The 20,329-nt window shown below is 41.8% G+C and carries 16 protein-coding genes; 8 read left to right on the forward strand and 8 right to left on the reverse strand.

All coding sequences use genetic code 11. From position 1 onward, the window contains the following. Nucleotides 1-41: 41 nt before the first annotated feature. From sbcD to ACFFRD_RS10070, 3 genes are all read right to left on the reverse strand, one after another. The gene (gene sbcD, locus ACFFRD_RS10060; RefSeq protein ID WP_392481341.1) at nt 42-1,295 is read right to left on the reverse strand and encodes an exonuclease subunit SbcD; all 1,254 of its coding nucleotides are present in this window, start codon (nt 1,293-1,295) and stop codon (nt 42-44) included. A 105-nt stretch (nt 1,296-1,400) separates the two neighbouring features. Continuing rightward, on the reverse strand, nt 1,401-2,126 hold the full coding sequence (gene cysH, locus ACFFRD_RS10065; RefSeq protein ID WP_174708557.1) for a phosphoadenosine phosphosulfate reductase: 726 nt from the start codon (nt 2,124-2,126) through the stop codon (nt 1,401-1,403). A gap of 712 nt (nt 2,127-2,838) precedes the next feature. After that, nucleotides 2,839-4,428: a DHA2 family efflux MFS transporter permease subunit gene (locus ACFFRD_RS10070; protein ID WP_392481342.1), complete on the reverse strand. Its 1,590-nt coding sequence runs from the start codon at nt 4,426-4,428 to the stop codon at nt 2,839-2,841. Between the two features lie 252 nt (nt 4,429-4,680). On the opposite strand from ACFFRD_RS10070, the gene ACFFRD_RS10075 reads away from it, so the two are divergent. Then, the gene (locus ACFFRD_RS10075; protein ID WP_392481343.1) at nt 4,681-5,322 is read left to right on the forward strand and encodes a TetR/AcrR family transcriptional regulator; all 642 of its coding nucleotides are present in this window, start codon (nt 4,681-4,683) and stop codon (nt 5,320-5,322) included. A gap of 146 nt (nt 5,323-5,468) precedes the next feature. On the opposite strand, the gene patD is transcribed toward ACFFRD_RS10075, so the two are convergent. Then, entirely contained in the window at nt 5,469-5,822 is a 354-nt protein-coding gene (gene patD, locus ACFFRD_RS10080; protein ID WP_114083453.1) for a heterocyst frequency control protein PatD, read from the reverse strand. A 218-nt stretch (nt 5,823-6,040) separates the two neighbouring features. Between patD and ACFFRD_RS10085 the strand changes: the two genes are divergently transcribed. Further along, complete coding sequence (locus ACFFRD_RS10085) at nt 6,041-8,314, forward strand: bifunctional (p)ppGpp synthetase/guanosine-3',5'-bis(diphosphate) 3'-pyrophosphohydrolase (protein ID WP_190933540.1); 2,274 nt, start codon at nt 6,041-6,043, stop codon at nt 8,312-8,314. Nucleotides 8,315-8,452: 138 nt separating this feature from the next. On the opposite strand, the gene ACFFRD_RS10090 is transcribed toward ACFFRD_RS10085, so the two are convergent. Continuing rightward, the gene (locus tag ACFFRD_RS10090) at nt 8,453-9,493 is read right to left on the reverse strand and encodes a hemolysin family protein (RefSeq protein ID WP_114083455.1); all 1,041 of its coding nucleotides are present in this window, start codon (nt 9,491-9,493) and stop codon (nt 8,453-8,455) included. Nucleotides 9,494-10,176: 683 nt separating this feature from the next. Between ACFFRD_RS10090 and ACFFRD_RS10095 the strand changes: the two genes are divergently transcribed. Next, complete coding sequence (locus ACFFRD_RS10095) at nt 10,177-11,202, forward strand: D-alanine--D-alanine ligase (RefSeq protein ID WP_392481344.1); 1,026 nt, start codon at nt 10,177-10,179, stop codon at nt 11,200-11,202. A gap of 158 nt (nt 11,203-11,360) precedes the next feature. Here ACFFRD_RS10095 and ACFFRD_RS10100 read toward each other — a convergent pair whose 3' ends face one another. The 3 genes from ACFFRD_RS10100 to ACFFRD_RS10110 form a co-directional block, all read right to left on the reverse strand. Next, nucleotides 11,361-12,746, reverse strand: a complete 1,386-nt coding sequence (locus ACFFRD_RS10100) for an ATP-grasp domain-containing protein (RefSeq protein WP_392481345.1) — start codon at nt 12,744-12,746, stop codon at nt 11,361-11,363. A gap of 123 nt (nt 12,747-12,869) precedes the next feature. Continuing rightward, nucleotides 12,870-13,703 (reverse strand): O-methyltransferase, encoded by an 834-nt coding sequence (locus ACFFRD_RS10105; protein ID WP_392481346.1) that lies wholly within the window; start codon nt 13,701-13,703, stop codon nt 12,870-12,872. 4 nt (nt 13,704-13,707) lie between these two features. Continuing rightward, entirely contained in the window at nt 13,708-14,940 is a 1,233-nt protein-coding gene (locus tag ACFFRD_RS10110) for a sedoheptulose 7-phosphate cyclase (RefSeq protein WP_392481347.1), read from the reverse strand. Nucleotides 14,941-15,866: 926 nt separating this feature from the next. Between ACFFRD_RS10110 and ACFFRD_RS10115 the strand changes: the two genes are divergently transcribed. From ACFFRD_RS10115 to ACFFRD_RS10135, 5 genes are all read left to right on the forward strand, one after another. Next, nucleotides 15,867-16,583 (forward strand): methyltransferase domain-containing protein, encoded by a 717-nt coding sequence (locus tag ACFFRD_RS10115; protein ID WP_392481348.1) that lies wholly within the window; start codon nt 15,867-15,869, stop codon nt 16,581-16,583. 414 nt (nt 16,584-16,997) lie between these two features. Next, a complete protein-coding gene (locus ACFFRD_RS10120; protein WP_392481349.1) occupies nt 16,998-18,077 on the forward strand; it encodes a M4 family metallopeptidase in 1,080 nt (359 codons plus the stop codon). Between the two features lie 175 nt (nt 18,078-18,252). Next, nucleotides 18,253-18,552: a protealysin inhibitor emfourin gene (locus ACFFRD_RS10125; protein WP_179073196.1), complete on the forward strand. Its 300-nt coding sequence runs from the start codon at nt 18,253-18,255 to the stop codon at nt 18,550-18,552. Nucleotides 18,553-18,632: 80 nt separating this feature from the next. Continuing rightward, the gene (locus ACFFRD_RS10130) at nt 18,633-19,457 is read left to right on the forward strand and encodes an alpha/beta fold hydrolase (RefSeq protein ID WP_392481350.1); all 825 of its coding nucleotides are present in this window, start codon (nt 18,633-18,635) and stop codon (nt 19,455-19,457) included. A 30-nt stretch (nt 19,458-19,487) separates the two neighbouring features. Continuing rightward, a complete protein-coding gene (locus ACFFRD_RS10135; RefSeq protein ID WP_392481351.1) occupies nt 19,488-20,261 on the forward strand; it encodes a DUF4437 domain-containing protein in 774 nt (257 codons plus the stop codon). The last annotated feature ends 68 nt before the right edge of the window (nt 20,262-20,329 follow it).

Below are 20,329 nucleotides of genomic sequence, written 5' to 3' on the forward strand. Positions count from 1 at the left end.
ATCGCTACCCTTAAAACATGAATATGTAATTGGCATCTATCCTACTCGCTAGTTGCTGCTTCTAGCCAGATTTCCACATCATCCGCTAGCAACTTCTGTGCAGCATCCAGCATTGATGTTGCTATGTCTTTGAGGTCTTCGCGATTGTTCAAGTAAGTTTTCAAGGCTTCCATTGGGTCGATGCTGCTACTTGCACTCAATTCAGGAATGCGGGGACGAGCTAATTGACTCACTAATTCTGCTTGAATGGTGTAGGTATGAGCCGGACTTAAAGCAGTATGTAGAGAGGAACTGTCAATTAAATCCATCTGTTCGGAGCGGAGTTTATAAATTAGCCGCACTACAGCATCTTGAATATCATACTTAGCGATCGCTTTCATTAACACCGCTTGCGGCTCATCTGCTTTCGAGATATCCACTTCAATGGTGCGGAAAGTGCGAACTGTTAAGGGACAAAATTCCCATTCAACTCTCCCCCGCTCCAGTTCCAACATTACATAGCCTTTGTCTTCTTTTTCTTCACTAAAATCTACCCGCTCAATACTTCCCGGATAAATCACCGGCGGGTTGTTGGATTTATTGAGGTTCTGGTGGCGGTGGACATGTCCCAACGCTACATAATCAAAACAAGGTCGCGTCAGCAAAGATAGGGGTAGAGTAAAGCCTTTACCCACTGCCAAAAAGCGTTCTGCCCCCAAGCTAGCATTATCAGCCATCAAGTGGGCCAAAAGGACAGTTGGCACATCGGGGTCAAGACGGCGAATTTCCCCTTCCATAACAACTCGCAGACGTTCCGTTAACAGTTCGTTGACTTCCGCCAAAGACGAACCTTCAGTCTCTTGGCGAGTCATCAGGGTAGAACGAGTCAACCAAGGGAGGGTAATTACCTGCACTTTGCCATTGCGGGTTTCGATGCAGTGAGTAGTTAATGTATCACCCACAACAAACCCTGGCACTCCCAAAGTGCGGTAAATATTTAAACTCGCTCCTCCTTGTCCTTGAGAATGTTGGTCGTGGTTGCCTACCAACAATACTGTTGGAATATTGGCATCCATAAGACGGCGAAATTGGCTGGCAAAAGCTTGTTGTACATAAGGCGGGGGTGTCGCATCCGGGAAAGCATCACCACCAAATATCACCATATCAACAGCATCTGTCAGCGCTCTGTCAATACATATAGACAAAGTATTGACAAAATCCTCCAATCGTGTATTTAACCCAGTTGTAGGATTAATTCGTCCGTGGGAAAAGCCGCTTCCCATGTGGATGTCGGAAAGATGGAGGATTTTAATCATATTTGTCTTTCGTCCTTAGTCATTTATCCTTTGTCTAATACTAATGACTAATACTTCGTCTCGCTCAGTACAAGTGACAAATGACCAATGACTAATGACTAATAACTAAATATGAATTCCACATTCTGTTTTATCACTTCCCCGCCAACGGCCGGCGCGTTCGTCTTCACCTTCGCCTACTTTGGTGGTGATGGGTTGGTCGCCGATGCTGGGATAACCTTTGTCATGGAGTGGGTTGTAGATGACTCCATGTTCAGCTACGTAAACCCAGCTATCTTGACGTGTCCAGGTAGCGATGGGATTTACTTTCAACCGACCTTTACCATCAAATTCAAATATGGGCATATTCGCACGGGTTACTGCTTGGTCACGGCGGCGGCCGGTAATCCAAGCGACGCTGTTGAGTTCGTCTAGACCCCGTAACAGTGGTTCAATTTTTGTAATGTGGTGGAATTTGGCAATATCCGTATCCCAAAGTTTGTCGCCATATTTGGCTTCAAAGGCTTCACGGGTTTCTACGTCTGGAGTTTTGAAAGTTTGCAAGTCCAGGTTGTAAATTTCTTTGGCTTTGGCTACTAATTCTAGGCTTTCAGGGAAGTGGTGCAAGGTGTCGAGAAAGATTACAGGAACGGGATGCTTCAGTTCACTGTAAAGAATATGGGTAATTATCATGTCATCCACGTTAAAGGCGCTGGTTTGCACCAATCCCGTTGGGATATTTTCTATAGACCATGCCAGTATCTCTTTAGGAGTGGCAGTTTCAAATTGCTGATTTAATTTTTCTAAGTCAAAAGCGATCGCTTGGTTTCTAGATGCCGTAGAGACTGTCATGATAATCTTCTATTCAAATATTTCTACCTTGATTAAGATTTATTTTACTCCATAAAGGCGCATATTCCGCTCGGAGTTCAGGTATTTATTCTGTTCGGAAATTACTACATTTTGGAACTGGAGAATAGGAAGTGGGGAGACAATACTGCTCGGTTAAGGATTTTTAACTCGGAATTGGGTTTTGGGTAAAGGTTAAAGGTTTTTTCTTTCCCCTTTGCCCTTCCCCTTTTCCCCTTAACCGACAAGTATTGAGTGGGGAGACTAGAAGACTAGCTCCTCATAAGTAAAAACCGATACTTAAGTTGTAAATTAATTTTTTGTTAAGAAAATTTACGGAAATTTAAGTTTTACAGCGCTTTTATAGATATTTATACTGATTTTGATATGGTTAAGGAACTATTAAAAAAGGATTTTTACTTAAATGAACGATTCAAAATTCAGCAATCCATTAGGCCAATCTATAATTATGGGCGCTTTAATGATGTTAACCAGTGTTGGTGTTATTACAATAATGAACTTTTTCTAAGATTCGGAATTTCTAATTTTAGCAATAAGACTTCATATAGTCCTGCTCAAAACTGAGTGGGATTTTTATTTTTGATCCAGATATATCAGTGTATATTGATTTTCTTCTGTGACTTTCAGTCAAAAAAGATTTTTAAGCAGTGTTTTTACGTAGTTTTAGTTCAGAGAGCTTAAAATTGGTATCCGTCTAATGACCGACTGGTGCTTTTGCTCCGGCACCGCCTTTACCCAAGAATAGTAATAGGGGTAATGAGCAAAGGAACCCTATCCCTACCACTCGAAAGCAATCTGCATAAGATAAAACAGCAGCTTGAGTGTCTACTGTTTGACTTAATAAAGCTAGTGCTTGTTGTTGTGCTGTTGCCGCATCCATGCCTTGGCTTTGAAGTGCCCCATTAAGTAAATCTAGACGTTGATTGGTTTCTGGGTCATAAGGGCTAAGTTTTGCTAACAAGATAGCTCGATGAAAAGTTTGTCTTCGGTCAAGCAGAGTCGTGAGTAGGGCAATGCCGATACTGCCACCCAGTTGTCGAGTCAGGTTATAGAAACCAGATCCAGCAGAAACATCTTGTTTGGGTAGCGGGCCTAAAACTGCCAAACTCAAAGGGAGAAACATCAACACAGTAAAAGCCCCACGCCATACCAATGGCCAAAATAAATCATCTGTGCCTGTTTGTGGGGTAATTGCTGCTAGTTGAAACATAACTCCAGATGATCCAACAGCGCCCATTGCAATTAAAAATCGGGCATCAATTTTACTGGACAGCTTGCCTAATAGAACCATAACGATCGCAGAGGCTAAAGCACCAGGCGCTAACAATAGTCCTGTCTGCGTTGCGGTAAAGTGCAGCACACTCTGAGCAAATATCGGCACAGCAAAGAGTGTGCCATAAAGCCCCATACCCACCACTGCTGAGAGAACGCTTCCCGCAGCTAAAGAACGGTGACGCAAAACTCTCAAATCAACCGCAGGATGGGCTATTTTCAACTCGTACCAAATAAATAGCCCTAATCCGATAATACTGGCGATCGCTAAGGTGGTGATGAAACCGGAGGAAAACCAGTCTTCTTTCTCTCCTTCTTCTAACAAAGTTTGCAGACAGCCGATGGCAATAATCAAAAACCCAATGCCGAACCAATCGACAGATTGGCTTTGTGTCTCGCTTTTGTCTTTGTCTTTGGGCAAAAACATGAAGGACATTGCTACTGCAACGATCCCGAAGGGAATATTAACAAAGAAAATCCACCGCCAGCCCAAACCATCTACCAAGAATCCTCCTAAAGTCGGGCCGATAGCCGGGCCAGCAATTACACCTACTCCAAAAACTGCCTGTGCCAAACCCTGTTCAGCAGGTGGAAAAGTCTCAAACAAAATTGCTTGTGCTTTAGCTAGCAACCCGCCACCACATAAACCTTGAAGAATTCGGGAAAGAACCAGCATCGGTAAATTGAATGCTAACCCGCATAAAACCGAGGCGATAGTAAAGCCAATCAACGAAAAGATAAAGTAAGTTTTGCGTCCAAAGTAATCTCCCAGCCATGCAGATAAAGGAATCAAGACGACATTTGCGATCGCATATCCAGTTACTACCCAACCTACCTCACTGACTGTTGCACCCAAACTAGCTTGCATATCCGTCAGGGCAACGTTAACGATACTAGTATCAATTACTTCTAATATTGCACCCAGAGAAGCTGTCAGAGCGATCGCCCACTTCAATGGCCCGTGGACATAACCAAATTGATCAAAACTAGAACGTTTAATGTTGGTAGCCATTGTCAGAGACATTCCCAAAGCAAAAATTAAATATCTTATATATACGCTACGGTAACGTATCATATAGAAATGGTCAAGGGAGACTTCAACGAAAAGCGGCAGAAATACTTATGCTAAAGATGGATAGTCACTTTTGCTTTTTTCGTGCATGAAAACTGGGTAGTAGGGCTTCTTCGTTTCCCAGATGGTATGTTCTATGCCCAAAGGTAGAAGCAAATTGCCAAGAAGATATTTCTTGGGGATGATATTTTTATGAGTAACCAAATCAACAGTCCTTCAGGACGACCACGTAGCATCCACGCCGACCAAGCGATTCTGCAAGCGACCTTAGATTTGCTTGCAGAGGTAGGATATCAGAGCATGAGTATAGAAGCGATCGCTTCTCGTGCTGGAGTTGGTAAAACGACCATCTATCGGCGTTACACTTCCAAAGAAGAACTAGTTGCAGACGCGATAGAAAGTTTGAGAGATGATTTAGCGATCCCCGATACTAGCAGCTTTTGGGGAGATATGGATATTTTGATCCAGAATGCCGCCAAAAAGATAGATAGTCCCCTTGGTCGTCAGACACTTGCTTTAATAATTAGTACAGCGTCTAGCAATCCTCAGTTTGCAGAGGTTTACTGGACAAAATATACAAAACTCCGACGTGAAGCATTCTCTAAAGTACTTGAGCGTGCCCAATCTAGAGGTGAAATACACAAGGATGCAGACGTAGACTTAATTATCGACCTGGTGAGTGGGTCACTATATTATGCACTGATCTTTAAACCCACAACCGAGCCAGTAGAAGCATATATGCGCCGCACAATGAATCTTCTCATCGAAGGGATTGGTTATGGGACAAGGAGGACAGGGGGACAAGGGGGACAGGGGGACAAGGAGAAAGAATAACCTATGCTCAATTCCCAATACTTTGGCTTCGCTCAGTACAAGTTCCCAATTCCCAATTCCCACCTTATAACTTGTTAGCAAAATAACTTTTCACGAACGGTCGTAAATGAGATGATGGGTTAATTAGAGAAAAAGGTGAACAATTGTTATTTTTCTCCTTCCGCTTCTGGTTGCAGAATAGCATTACAGTACTGAATGAGGGTTGTCAAGCGATCGCTAATCGCCTGAAGTCTCGTCTGTGCAGTCGATGCCTGCCGCGCTCCTTGCAAAAACATCACATCTATTGCCAACAAACGCAATTGCTTGCTCATTTCCGTTTGATAAGACTGCACTCGCCAGTTTTCATCAGCCAAAGGCACAATCTGCTGTCCGAAAAATTGCTGCAACGAGGCTACACGCACTCGCAGTTCAGGCGCAGCAATTTGGGTCGTTGTGGCATCGGAGCGTAATTGCTCTAGCAAGGTTACGAGTGCCAAATATTTCTCAGGGTTTAAAGACATCCAGTGCTAGTTAAGATAGTATTAGTGTCAAGTAATTTTTCTTTTACAATAAACTTTCTTAAAGGCTTATCAGCACTAAAAGCCTCAAATCAGGATTTGAGGCTTTGTTTGCCATCAATGGATTTTCAAGGTTATTGGGCAACAGCATTTTCTTAAGGTGATGCTGCCACTTTTATTTATCATTCACTTATCTACCGATCCTATCCAAACCCACTTGTATGAGCAGTCTAGCTATAAATTCATCAGTTGATCTAGCCATTCCGGAATGGTTAAAAAAATGTTTGAAGGAGTCATCGACAAGTAACGGCGAAGTAGAAGATGACCGAAGGCATAGTGATGCAGTTTTAATTGGTCGCGCCTTTGAATTTGCTTACCAACTGCATCAAGGTCAATACCGCAAATCTGGAGAACCATACATTGCTCATCCCATTGCTGTAGCCGACTTGCTGCATGATTTGGGAGGTAGTGCTGCTATGATAGCAGCTGGATTTCTCCATGATGTAGTTGAAGATACAGAAGTTACAAGTCAAGAAATTGAAGAACGCTTTGGCGCAGAAGTGCGGCAATTGGTTGAAGGTGTCACAAAGCTTTCTAAAATCAATTTCACCAGCAAAACCGAAAGCCAAGCCGAAAACTTCCGGCGGATGTTTTTGGCAATGGCGCAAGATATTCGGGTCATTGTGGTGAAATTGGCAGATCGTTTGCATAATATGCGAACTTTACAATATATGTCAGAGGCCAGCCGCCGCCGCAGTGCCCAAGAAACGCGAGATATATTCGCGCCTTTAGCCAATCGCTTGGGGATTTGGCGAATAAAATGGGAACTGGAAGATTTGGCTTTTAAGTATTTGGAACCAGAAGCTTTTCGCCAAATGCAAGAGCTTGTTTCTGAAAAACGGACGGCGCGAGAAGAGAAACTGGCTAGAGCTACGAACATGTTGCAAGAGCGTTTGCAGCAAGCCGGAATCCGCTTTCAGGATATTAGCGGTCGTCCCAAGCACCTTTATAGCATTTACCAAAAAATGCACCGCCAGCAAAAGGAATTTCATGAAATTTACGATTTGGCAGCGCTGCGGATTATTGTTCAAAGCAATGAGGAATGCTATCGGGCGTTGGCGGTGGTTCATGATGCTTTTCGCCCAATTCCTGGGAGATTTAAAGATTACATTGGGCTGCCAAAGCCTAACCGTTACCAGTCGTTGCATACTGGGGTGATTGGACTAACTGGCCGTCCTTTAGAGGTGCAAATTCGGACAATCGAAATGCATCATATTGCCGAGTATGGGATTGCCGCCCATTGGAAATACAAAGAAACTGGAGGTTCTAGTATTAGCCATTTGACAGGGACAGATGACAAGTTTACTTGGCTGCGACAACTGCTAGAATGGCAAACCGATCTCAAGGACGCACAAGAGTATCTTGATAGTGTCAAGGATAATCTATTTGAAGATGATGTCTATGTCTTCACCCCTAAGGGGGATGTTGTTCCTTTAAGCCCCGGTTCTACCACTGTAGATTTTGCTTATCGCATTCATACGGAAGTTGGAAACCACTGTTCAGGGGCGCGGGTGAATGGGCGAATGGTGTCTCTGTCAACCCGACTGCAAAATGGCGATATTGTAGAGGTTCTCACTCAAAAGAACTGCCATCCGAGTTTGGATTGGTTGAACTTTGTCAGAAGTTCGGCGGCGAAATATCGCATCAAACAATGGTACAAGCGATCGCGCCGCGAAGAAAATGTTGCCCGTGGACGGGAATTGTTAGAAAAAGAACTAGGTAAAACTGGTTTTGATAGTTTGCTAAAGTCCGATGCAATGCAGATTGTTGCCGAAAAATGTAACTACCACAGTGTGGACGATTTACTTGCCGGTTTGGGTTACGGTGAAGTGACGTTGAACTTGGTGCTAAATCGTTGGCGAGAAGTGGCAAAGGGACAACAACCAGTTTCCACAGTGTCGCCATTTATCCCCAAAGAACCACCTACTACATCAAAAGCTTTGCGAGATGCGCCTCCAACTACTTCCCGCGCCAGTGATTCGCCTATTGTTGGGGTAGAGGGGTTAGTATATCATTTAGCTGGATGTTGTACACCGATTCCTGGCGAACCGATTATTGGTGTGGTGACGCGAGGTAGGGGGATTTCAATTCATCGCCAAGGCTGTCATAATCTAGAGACTGTGGAATATGAGCGCTTAGTACCAGTTAGGTGGAACCCAAGCGCAGAAAATAGTGGTCGTCCGCACACGTATCCAGTAGATGTTCAAATTGAAGCCCTTGACCGCGTAGGGGTGCTAAAAGATATTTTGTCACGGTTGAGTGACCAAGGAATCAATGTCCGCCATGCTCAAGTGAAAACCTCTGTTGGTCAACCTGCATTGATGGATTTAGGAATAGATATACGCGATCGCTCTCAATTAGAGCAAGTATTCGTCCAAATTAAGAAAATGAGCGACATTTTGAATATCCGCCGCGTTGGTCAAATTGACGAATAGATGATTGGTGGGGTGCGTTAACGGGGTTTAACGCACCAGATGGCGATCGTTTTTAGGAATCGAACCGCAGAGGCGCTGAGAACGCTGAGAAAAGAGAGGAGGAAATGAATGTGCCGTGTGATTATTTAGGTGATTGCATTAATTGCTACTAGCGGCAGATTGCAACATTTTTTCTCGTTTCTTGCGGGCAATTTCTTGCAAATCAACAGTTCTATCAGTCTCATCTACAATTTCACCAGTTATCACCTCAAGCACATCTTCCAAAGTGACGACACCAGCGATGCTTCCATATTCGTCTACCACTACTGCAAGATGTTCACGAGCTTCTATAAAGTTTTTTAACAGTTTATCTGCCCGAATTATCTCAGGAACAAAGTTGACTTTTCGAGCCAGACTAGCGATTTTTTGATTGTTACTTCCTTCAACCATCGCTGTCAGTAAATTCTGTTTGAGAGCATATCCAATAATTTCATCTAGAGATTCATTTATTACAATAATCCGAGTATGTTGAGACGCAATAATATTTGCTTTCGCCTCAGCAAGAGTCATATTTCCATAAATATATGTCAGCATGATTCGGGGTGTCATTAAGTCAGATGCTGTCACATCATTTAATCTAAACACTCGCTGGATCATTTCTGCTTCATCGCTTTCGATAATTCCCTCTTGATGCCCAATCTTCGCCAATAGCTTGATTTCAGCCTCATTTGTGGTTGGTCGTTTTTTCCCTTTGGCAAAGGGTGCAGTAACATTTTCTAGAATCCAGACTAAGGGTGTGAAAGCAATAGCAAGTCCAGCTACAGGTAAAGCCGCAAGTATGGCGAGTTGCTCAGAATAGCGCTCTCCAATTGTCTTTGGGATGATTTCACCAAAGATGATAATCAAAAATGTCAATATTCCTGAAAATACACCAAGCCATTTGTCTCCTAAAACCTGAACAGCAATACTACCTGTAAGAATACTACCAATGATATTGAAAGTATTATTGAGGATTACAAGAGCCGCAATCGGTCGATTCATATTTTCACGAATCGCTAAAAGTCTTACTGCTGATGGACTATTGGATTGTGCTAATTGTCTGACTCTCAGGGTTGAAACAGAAAACAGGGCTGTTTCTACACTAGAACAAATTGCTGAACCCAAAAGGATAACAAACACAATGAGGAGAAGCTGTAGCATATAGTTTCCCAAATATGGGAAGCGAAAGTTGAGCTTAACTGATAGCGAAATGGGTTACTATCTTGTTATCTTCTAAGTTTACCGTCTTCTTATTTTAAGCTCATCGCACAGGAAGGCTTAATTGCTTTATTCCTATTGCACTAGATTTTAAGATTGTAAGTATTTATACCATTTATTTATAATGCTGCACCAAATTTTCTTGGCTTCTGTTTTCTTCTTGGTTTCTTTCTTTGGGTTATGAGAACGAGGAGCGAGGATGCCTTACCAAGCTTATAATTTTCCGTTATTTTGTGTTCATTGGATTCTCAACTCAGTATTAAATAAGTATTTAAATTTACTCTTCAATAATTGATTTATGAAGGCAACTTGGTTTATTTTTATCATCGACTTCGATTAAAGTAACTATTAACTGAAGGTTTGGTTAATTAATCTTGTAAGTGGTTTAAATTTCCTTGCATAAAGACAAAACTTCTGGAAAGCTACTCTGAAAAAGATTATAAATTACCTTATTTGTACTACTATTCTATATTAGAATACAAGAGTGATCGCATTTAAATTGTTACCATAGCGGGACTTTAAATATCTGACGATTTAATAGACTATTGCTATTTCAAAAAATAGCTTCATACTACAACTTTGTTAATTATAAAATTCAGTTATAATAGTAGATAAAAAGATGAACTATGTCAGTACTTAATATCCTTCATTTAGTTGGGTCTGCACACAATAATTTTTACTGTGATTTATCACGTCTTTACGCCCAAGACTGTTTAGCTGCAACAGCAGATCCATCGCTTTATAACTTTCAAATTGCATATATCACACCCGATCGGCAATGGCGATTTCCTGACTCCCTCAGTCGAGAAGATATTGCTTTGACCAAACCGATTCCTGTGTTTGATGCCATACAATTTCTAACAGGCCAAAACATTGACATGATGTTACCACAAATGTTTTGTATTCCTGGAATGACTCAGTACCGTGCCCTATTTGATCTGCTCAAGATCCCTTATGTAGGCAATACCCCAGATATTATGGCGATCGCGGCCCACAAAGCCAGAGCCAAAGCAATTGTCGAAGCAGCAGGAGTAAAAGTGCCTCGTGGAGAATTGCTTCGCCAAGGAGATATTCCGACAATTACACCTCCAGCAGTCGTCAAACCCGTAAGTTCTGACAACTCTTTAGGAGTAGTCTTAGTTAAAGATGTGACTGAATATGATGCTGCCTTAAAGAAAGCATTTGAATATGCAGATGAGGTCATCGTAGAAGCATTCATCGAACTTGGTCGAGAAGTCAGATGCGGCATCATTGTAAAAGACGGTGAGCTAATAGGTTTACCGCTTGAGGAATATCTGGTAGACCCACACGATAAACCTATCCGCAACTATGCTGATAAACTCCAACAAACGGACGATGGCGACTTGCATTTGACTGCTAAAGATAATATCAAGGCTTGGATTTTAGACCCTAACGACCCAATCACCCAAAAGGTTCAGCAAGTTGCTAAGAAGTGTCATCAGGCTTTGGGTTGTCGCCACTACAGTTTATTTGACTTTCGGATCGATCCAAAGGGACAACCTTGGTTCTTAGAAGCCGGATTGTATTGTTCTTTTGCCCCCAAAAGTGTGATTTCTTCTATGGCGAAAGCAGCCGGAATTCCTCTAAATGATTTATTAATAACCGCTATAAATGAAGCGTTGGGCAAGTAATACAACAGAATTCAAAATTCATTGGTCAAAATGGGCTTGTTCGTAGTAAGGACTTTAGTTCTGTCTTTGGGGACTTCAGTCCCCACTACAAACTGTTTATTATGGTTGATTCGGCAGACATCATAATTACGAATTACGAATTACGAATTACGAATTACTTAGTCCCCCCCTAATTCCACGAGTTTACCGATATTAAAATCGATTTTTACCCAACCTTTGAGTTGTTGCAAATTTTGTAGCAAAAGTAAAGTAATCTGCCAATGGTGCAAAGTTAAAAATGGTATCGGATCATCCAGGCGATAAATAGCATCTGTACCTCTTACTAATCTCCCAAACCAAGTTTGCAATTGTTGCCGAGAGCGAATCCCAGTCAATCGCCAGATTTCGTGATATATCCAGTAAGTGGGCTTGCTATCTGCAAGAGGTTCTAAAGGTGCAGCTAGAGGAGTTTTACCAAGATAGGCTTCTGCAACACCTGGGTGATTGTAGAACATTGTGATCGCCGAATGGGTGCGAGGATTACATTCAATGGCATAAGCTGTACCATCTTCAGCTTGGATAAAGTCAAGAGATATTTGTCCAGTCAGCCGCAACCTTTTGACGAAACGTTGTACCCATTCTTGAATTTGGGGATTTTCGACATTTTCATAGTTAATCTGAAACGCAGAAGAATTTGAACAGCAATGCAACCTTAATTCGCCGTCTCGGACTGTGCTATGGGTGCATAATTCTTTCCCAGGAATAAATTCTTGCATAATCCAAGGTTTTTCTGGGCTGATGGGTAAACTCTTGACAAACGCTGCTGTCTCTTCTGGGGTATCACAAGGAAGTTTGGTTAAATTTAAGCGGCGAACGGAGTCGTAAGAAATGCTCTTAAGAATATATTTGCGCGTTTCTTTACTAAAATCGAAGTTGATAACTTGTTCAGGATCGGTAATTTTAAAAGATTTGGGGACTGATAAACCAAGCGATCGCGCCTGATCGGTAAAGGCAAATTTATCATCCAGCATCTTGGTTATATCAGCATCGAAGTGGAAAACCTCACAATATTCTGAGAGTGCAGACTTTGCCAAAGAGTCGTAATAACTAGCTACAGGGCTGCATACGGGTACATAAACGTCAATCTTCTCTCGTTTGACAATTGCCAATAGCGCCTGAGTATAGCCTTCTGGGTCGTCTTGTGGTGCAGGAACTGTATAAAAACGACTCACAGCATTTGAGAATCTATGCCCTGATAACCAGTATTTATGACCTTCAATCAGAATAACTCTGTGTCCGGCTGCATGGAAGGAGCGGGCAAGTTGTAATGCTTTGGTCATTTTGCCGCCACTGACCAAGATATTCTGGGGATGGGCGGCTACGGCAGGTTTTTTTGTAAACGACCTACACATCAGAGATATCAATACTATCAAAGCATTAAGCGGTAAGGCTATCAGCAGTAGTGTTAAAGTCCCGATAGTCTTGAATAGAGCTACTATTTTTATCCTCACACTCTTTGATGGCGTTGTGGATTGAGGAAGAGATAAAGAGATTGATTGTGCCATAAATTTTTCCTTGACGTGGAATGCGGTTCTTTTATAGGGACGCACAGATGTGCGTCCCTACCGGATATTGCATCCAAATGAGAACTGCTATAACATCAGATGCCTTGAATTGAGAAGAGCCTGTTATACCAAGCGTCTAATCAGGGTTATACCATCTCGTATGGGTAACAGAACTTGCTCTACACGAGGATCTGCGGCGACAATGCGGTTGAATTTAGCGATCGCTTCACCATTGGCTGTACGCTGTTCTGATGGCAGGTAAACTTGTCCTTGCAACAAAGTATTATCTACACAGATTAATCCGTCGGGAGCTAGTAAATGGCTATCCAAGATAATTTGGAAGTACTCTACATACTCCTTTTTATCCGCATCAATGAAGATCAGATCAAAGGATTCTTTTTTAGCCGCCAGCTTGTGCAGCGTCTCTAGTGCAGGTGCTACTTCTACAACAATCTTGCTGCCGTGGGGAGACTCTTGAAAGCAATTTTGAGCAAACTCGGCCACATAAGAGTCTACTTCACAAGCAATCAGTCGCCCATCATCTGGTAAAGCCTCTGCCATTGCCAAAGCTGAATATCCTGTGAACATTCCCACTTCCAAGATGCTTTTAGCCTTGGTGATATGCACAAACATCTTTAGTGTTTGTCCTTCAAGATGTCCTGAGAGCATTTCTTGCTCTAATTGACGCACTGTTTCACCATCACTGAAGCGTTTACTCCAGTCTTCTATGCTGGTCTTCTGCGCTAGTGCTGTCAATGCGGTCGATTCAGGGGTAGTGCAATCATCCAGATAGGGATCTAAACCTGCTGCTAATTGCAACCCTTGGCGCAGAGAAGTCAGTATCTCTGAAGGAATATTACTTTCCTCTGCCATTCTGAGGGTTTTTTGTAGCTGTGCTACCAGAATGCTATGTGGCGTTATTGGTCTTGCGGTATCTCGTCCTAAAATACTGGTCATGTTTTCACACTCCCAATAGTTTGGATTCTTCTTGAGTTTCTATGTAAGCGTCAATACCATCTCCGCCACGAGGGTATGTAGCACACAGACCTTTGTGTTCAGCTAAAGCTGCATCTAGTTCTTCACGGGTGAAATCGTTGACAAAGAAGCACTCACCAATGGGTTTAGGCATAGCTGCACGTTGTTTCCCGTCTCGCGTCAAGCTAATAGATTGGGTAGCATACCAGAGTAAATCGCCATCTAGTAGAGGATGATCGATTGATAAACCTATACGACTCATCAAGCTCAAAATGCGATCGCGTTCTCCTGTTGTAATGTAGCCACGTCTTGCCGCAATGGTTGCAGACAGAGCCATATCTATATTGACGGCATGACCGTGAAACAACGGTATCATCGGAGCTAATTCTAAGGTCGGACTCCAAGTGTGACCATAGGCAATGACTCGATCGAGGTCTAACTCATGCAAGTTTGGAGTCTCCAACTCCAGCATAGTTTTTATTGCCTCGTAATTGAGTTTATGTGCGATCGCTTTCAGTTCCTTTGTGCCATTCACATATCCAAAGTGAGTGGAAAGCAACTCTTCGCCATACTCATACAACAATTCAAAGACTTCAGAGTTTGCCACAACAGCAATTTTGACCAACTCTGCCATCCCATTACGAACTTGAGCCGTTGGTAATGTTTGCAAGAAGGAGAAATCGAGGATAACTTTCAAAGGAGCATGATATGCACCCAAGCGATTTTTTAACTTGCGATGGTTGACTGCAACCTTAATTGCCACACCTGCATCAATCAAACCAATCAGCGTTGTCGGAACCCGAATATAGTTACTCTTGCGACGGTAAGCAGCGCACGCAAACCCAGCTACATCAGTGGTTAAACCACCACCCACTACTAATACTGGTTCCTTGCGGATTAAACCAAAGTCAGAAAAAGCATCAACAATTTTCTCAAAGGTTGCAAGGGTTTTAGTAGGCTCAGTAATCACAATGGGAACTACGGTCAGATCAATACCATAGTGTCTAAAATATGACTTGATTTGCTTGCCATATAATCTGTTGACATTAGCATCAATTACAGTCAGACAACGGCCAAACTTCTCATAGCTGTCTGCAATTTCTCTGTTACTGATATCAAATGCACCATTGACATAGACAAGACTAAACTCAATTTTTTCGTAACCTTCCACGCGAAATTCAGCTTCTGTTGCTTCAAACGATGCTTGAACATTACTCATTATTATTGACCTTGATAGAACTGAAAAATTTGTGAAAATTCAGGCAATATTTGAGATTTACCCTAATGTATGGCAATAACAAATTACGCTCATGAATGCCAAAACTTTTAGGCATTCTGAAGCCAGCTTTTACTAAAAAAGCTTATTATTATTACCGAGCGATGCCACTAAATAGCACCGTTATTGATATAAATTCTGTAAGCTAACCTCTAATTTAAGGTTGCCCCAAGACTAATCAACTAGTCCCATTAAAAATTTATCGTCATAACGCTTGCGCTCTTTTGGGATTGTTGACCTGAATTCGGCAAGTTAACCTTAAATTTAGATTAACTTTACTATTAACTCTGCTATATCTATCTATAGATATAGAGGTTTGACAACTGTTTTAATTCGCAAAATTTCTAAGAGAGAAAACTGTATAAATAGTTTGTCTCCAGGCTTCCATTTAAGATTACAGCCCTGATTAACCTTCAGTTCGCTGTTTTTTAGCATTAGTCTCGAACCTTTTATCGCTAAACTTGCTACGCTCTGTTTTACTCAGAGTGCCAGTGGACTTCTAGTTTATTTTAGTTAACTTTCTGTTCAGTATTTAATATACCAACGTCAGTAACTTTTGAAAACCCAAAATTTTAATTAATCAGAGTTACTAATTACACATATCAGTTTAACTCAATACATGAGTCATTTTATATTTACAAATCTTAAAAAAGAGTTAAATTGGCTTTTTCGTTCAAGATTATAGGATTTCAGCTTAAATTAAGAGATGACTTTCTGTTAAATAACATAAAAAGTGATATGTGTATTCTACCAAAAGTATATAAAGTGAATATTTTTTATACTAAAAAGTTAATTATACCGATGTAGTATATACCTCGGTAATGATGGATGATTAACATTAATGAGTGTGTATATTCGTTCTAATCCCTATGCAACAGTTATTTCCCGGAGAGGTATTCGCCAGCACTGCTGATTTTGACATTGGTATTCGCCAACTGATACCCAGATACGATGAGATGTTGGAGGTAATTAGCCGTTGTCTACCTTCCACAAGTCTGCGGATATTAGAATTAGGTTGTGGTACAGGCGAACTTAGTCTCAAAATACTCAAACGCTTTCCAAATGCCCAAGTAATTGCTCTAGATTACTCACCTCGAATGTTACAATTTGCCCAAGATAAAATCACAGCATCTGGATATCAAAAACGTTGGGTTGGTACACAAGCAGACTTTGGTGATTGGGCAAATAATCCAGAAAAATTAGATATTGGTAGCGAATTTGATGCCTGTGTCTCATCCTTAGCAATCCATCATCTCCAGGATGAGATGAAATTAAAGTTATTTAGCCGAATTGCTGCTAGCCTCACTCAAGATGGCTGTTTTTGGAATGGAGACCCAATTTTACCGGAATCATCAGCTTTAGCAGAAGTTTATCAGGCTGCACGAGAAGAATGGTCAGTTGAACAGGGAACCAATTTAACAGAGATTCGTGCAAAGCTTGGTGCGAGCAGCACTCAAGGTTACTCTAGTCAAGACCAGCTAGCTAGCTTAGATGCTCATTTACAGATGTTGAGCAAAGCTGGATTTAAAACAGTTGCAGTACCTTGGAAATATTATGGTCTGGCGGTGTTAGGTGGCTGGCTATGAAAATTTTGGGTTTTTGATACTGGATTGGGAATTTACCTGTCCCTAATCGATATTTATCGGATTAGCAGACTTATGGTAACAAAACAGTAATAAATAACATTATTTCTCTTGATTAGAACTAATATATAGACGCTTTAGGTCTGTAAAGGAGGTCTTGCTAACTCACGCAAAGATTTTGGCTGAGACTTACGGTATCTAAGCCGTCCTTGTGTTTTGATGCAATATTCCCACATCAGAAGTACCCATGAGGGTACTATCAATCCTCTACAGACCTATCCGAAAATACAGAGTAGAAAATTTTCTTTAGAAAAGAAACCAGGGACACGCAATTTGGATTCGTTTTTCTGCTCCTTTCTCCAGTGGGGTTAAAGCCACTGTTTGCCATCACTTAGTTTTAAAAGGAGAATATCTTGGATGGCTCGAAATAAAAAGAAATCAGCCGGGTTCAAGTATGAGCATCCACTTGTGTCTAGATGCCCGATTTGTTGTATTATCCCGCCCCATATACTGGAACATGTCGTTGTAAATGGCAATCCTCAACAGCGTAATTGGGCTTTTCGTACATTAAATGTTTCGGCACAGTTTCGCGGACGGAGAGATGTCATAGGTACTGTCTCATTTGCACCTTCTCCGGGTGAAAAGCGCCGTACCATCTACGATGCAAAATATGGTCAGCAACTTCCTGGTACATTAGTGCGCGGTGAAGGCGATCCTCCCAGCAGTGATGTAGCAGTGAATGAAGCCTATGACGGTGCTGGTGCTACTTATGATTTGTTTTATGAGATATTCGATCGCAATTCCATTGACGATAAAGGGCTACGTTTAGACTCCACCGTGCATTATGGCGTTAAATATGATAATGCCTTTTGGAACGGCGACCAGATGGTTTATGGCGATGGCGACGGAGAACTGTTTCAACGCTTCACGAAATCAATTGATGTGATTGGGCATGAGCTAACTCATGGTATAACCCAGTATGAAGCGGGTTTACAGTACTATGGCGAACCAGGGGCACTAAATGAATCGTTTTCTGATGTCTTCGGTTCCCTGGTGAAACAGAAGATCAATAATCAGACCGTACAAGAAGCAGATTGGCTCATTGGCGAAGGTCTTTTAGTACCAACTGTCAAAGGTATTGCCCTGCGATCGATGAAAGCACCGGGAACAGCTTATGATGATCCAGTATTGGGTAAAGATCCTCAACCAGCCCATGTAAAAGATAAATACACTGGTACTGATGATAACGGTGGCGTGCATATCAACTCAGGAATTCCTAACCATGCGTTTTATTTAGCGGCTGTTAGCATTGGTGGCTATGCTTGGGAAAAAGCAGGCAAAATCTGGTACATAGCTTTACGCGATCGCTTGAAAGCCAAAGCCGATTTTAAAAAAGCTGCCAACGTCACCATTCAAATTGCTGGCGAACTCTACGGTAATGGTAGTGATGAGCAAAAAGCTGTACAGGATGCTTGGCAAAAGGTAGGAGTTATCTAGAAGTTATGAGTGAGGAGTGAGGAGTCAGGAATAAATAGTCAATACCTTCCACTCCCTCACTCAACACTCAGGACTGATAAATCTGTTGTGTATTGTTGCTAAAGTGGGGTGTGAGAACTATCGTCTCCCATTTTAAGTATTTATCCCAACTAAATAACACAACGGAGAGCAAAAAATGCGGATATCCTTTGAACGCACAGGTGGCTTTGCTGGAATCAGCAAGAAGACAACCGTTGATACAGATACTCTCCCGCCGGATGAAGCTGCGACACTTCCCCGACTGGTGGAAGTTGCAGATTTATTTAGGCTACCTGAACTAATTACCTCGCCAAATCCCCAGAGCGATCGCTTTCAGTATAAGTTGACAGTAGAAGATAACGGCAAGCAGCATACAGTGACTGTCAGTGAAGCAGCATTGCCAGGAACCTTAAGACCCCTGATTGAATGGCTGCAAAGCGTATCACAAAAAAGGTAATTTGCTGAAAAACTTAAATTAAGACTGACTTAACAATTCAAAAGTCAAAAATAAATTCTAAATGGATTGTGGTGTGATGAATGAATAAACCAATCAAGCGAGCTTTTTTAGACACCGAAGATGGACAAATTCTTTACCGTATTGGTGGCGAAGGAGAACCTTTATTATTGTTGCATCAAAATCCCAGAAGCAGTGATGAATTTCGTGAGCTAATGTCTATCTTTGCTCAGACAAGGTGTGTTATTGCTATGGACTTTTTGGGATTAGGTGATTCTGATAAACCTCCAAGAATGTACTCTACCGAAGACTACGCAAAAACTGTGATTGCCCTTTTGGAGAAATTAGGTATTTCCAGTATAAGCATCCTGGGAAACCATACGGGTGCTTTTGTGGCAGGAGAAGTGGCAGCAGCATATCCTGAAAAAGTAGATAAACTTATATTATGTAATGCTTTTGGCTTCGATCAAGAAGGAAAAGCAGCTTTATTAAAAAGATTTAATGACGGGTTCAAAATAAAAGCAGATGGCTCCCACCTCATGGAAAGATGGTCAGCCCGGGCCCAATATGTAGGCTCTCCAGAATTAAATCAACGTTGGGTTTTAGACGATTTAAAAAGCTCTGGCTATCCTTTATATGCGATTTGGGCTGTACAAGATTACTGTTTGAACGCGCCAACAAGATTTCAACTAATCAAGTCTCCTACCTTGATTTTATGGGGAACTGAGGATATGAAAACTTTTGACAAGCTAGGTTTAGCCAAGGTAGAAAATAGATATTTTGTTTCTAAAGCAATTCCTCATAGCAAGGTGGTTGAGATTGAAGGCGGAACTATCTGTATGATGAATCAAATTCCTGAAGAAATATCGCAGATAGTCATAGATTTTCTAGAAAATTCAGGCATTTAAAATTTTAGATAGGCGTTTGACAAAAAGATTATGGCAAGAGATCATATTGAGTTTATTCAATCAGCAGATGTCATCCAAAAAACTTGGCTTGTAGATGGTTTGCTGGAAGGTGGACTGACACGTATCTTGAGTTTTGATACTGAAACTGGTGCGTCTACAGAATTAATTGAGTGGTCACAAAACTGGGAGAATAGTTCAGGTTATTTCAATTGCGATGTGGAAATATTTGTCCTCAGTGGAGAAATACGAATTGGGCAGCTTCGCCTCGGACGCTACACTTATGCCTTTATTCCTAAAGGTGTCTGTATTGAAGCATGGAATATTAGCGAAAATACTAAAGCTTTGTGGATGCCTGAGCGCCATCCTAGCTTTACGAAATCACTGAATGATTTACCAGAAGCAAAAAGAGAATTATATATACCCTCGTACAGTTCAGAACTGATTCCTTGGTCTGCTACTATCACCCCCGGCTTTCCCCCAGGAGCAATGAGAAAAACTTTACGGAAGGGGCTAGACGGTGGAAGAAGCACTTGGCTTTTAGGGTGTTTACCGCAGTTCGTCGAACCTTTTGCAGAGTATCATCCCATTCCCGAAGAGGAATTTGTCCTCCAAGGCAGCCTCACCACACAGGCTGGTCACATGACTCCAGGCTGTTACTTTTGGCGACCGCCATTGATTTCACACGCCCCAGCATACACAGAAACCGGATACTTTGCTTTAGTACGAGGAGGGAACCCCCATCTTTCTTACCATGCCTGGGAACCGCCATTACATACATACTATCCTTGGGATTGGAATAAATAGATGCTGAACTTATAGAATAATTTTGTCTCTACTTTAAACTTGCAAATACTTTCATGTAGAGGGAATTA

The sequence above is a fragment of the Nostoc sp. C110 genome (assembly GCF_043099725.1).
GTDB lineage: Bacteria > Cyanobacteriota > Cyanobacteriia > Cyanobacteriales > Nostocaceae > Nostoc > Nostoc muscorum_A.

Excerpts from the sequence above, each read along its gene's own strand:
- sbcD (WP_392481341.1), bottom strand. The coding sequence starts at position 1,295 with ATGATTAAAATCCTCCATCTTTCCGACATCCACATGGGAAGCGGCTTT.
- cysH (WP_174708557.1), bottom strand. The coding sequence starts at position 2,126 with ATGACAGTCTCTACGGCATCTAGAAACCAAGCGATCGCTTTTGACTTA.
- ACFFRD_RS10070 (WP_392481342.1), bottom strand. The coding sequence starts at position 4,428 with ATGGCTACCAACATTAAACGTTCTAGTTTTGATCAATTTGGTTATGTC.
- ACFFRD_RS10075 (WP_392481343.1), top strand. The coding sequence starts at position 4,681 with ATGAGTAACCAAATCAACAGTCCTTCAGGACGACCACGTAGCATCCAC.
- patD (WP_114083453.1), bottom strand. The coding sequence starts at position 5,822 with ATGTCTTTAAACCCTGAGAAATATTTGGCACTCGTAACCTTGCTAGAG.
- ACFFRD_RS10085 (WP_190933540.1), top strand. The coding sequence starts at position 6,041 with ATGAGCAGTCTAGCTATAAATTCATCAGTTGATCTAGCCATTCCGGAA.
- ACFFRD_RS10090 (WP_114083455.1), bottom strand. The coding sequence starts at position 9,493 with ATGCTACAGCTTCTCCTCATTGTGTTTGTTATCCTTTTGGGTTCAGCA.
- ACFFRD_RS10095 (WP_392481344.1), top strand. The coding sequence starts at position 10,177 with ATGTCAGTACTTAATATCCTTCATTTAGTTGGGTCTGCACACAATAAT.
- ACFFRD_RS10100 (WP_392481345.1), bottom strand. The coding sequence starts at position 12,746 with ATGGCACAATCAATCTCTTTATCTCTTCCTCAATCCACAACGCCATCA.
- ACFFRD_RS10105 (WP_392481346.1), bottom strand. The coding sequence starts at position 13,703 with ATGACCAGTATTTTAGGACGAGATACCGCAAGACCAATAACGCCACAT.
- ACFFRD_RS10110 (WP_392481347.1), bottom strand. The coding sequence starts at position 14,940 with ATGAGTAATGTTCAAGCATCGTTTGAAGCAACAGAAGCTGAATTTCGC.
- ACFFRD_RS10115 (WP_392481348.1), top strand. The coding sequence starts at position 15,867 with ATGCAACAGTTATTTCCCGGAGAGGTATTCGCCAGCACTGCTGATTTT.
- ACFFRD_RS10120 (WP_392481349.1), top strand. The coding sequence starts at position 16,998 with ATGGCTCGAAATAAAAAGAAATCAGCCGGGTTCAAGTATGAGCATCCA.
- ACFFRD_RS10125 (WP_179073196.1), top strand. The coding sequence starts at position 18,253 with ATGCGGATATCCTTTGAACGCACAGGTGGCTTTGCTGGAATCAGCAAG.
- ACFFRD_RS10130 (WP_392481350.1), top strand. The coding sequence starts at position 18,633 with ATGAATAAACCAATCAAGCGAGCTTTTTTAGACACCGAAGATGGACAA.
- ACFFRD_RS10135 (WP_392481351.1), top strand. The coding sequence starts at position 19,488 with ATGGCAAGAGATCATATTGAGTTTATTCAATCAGCAGATGTCATCCAA.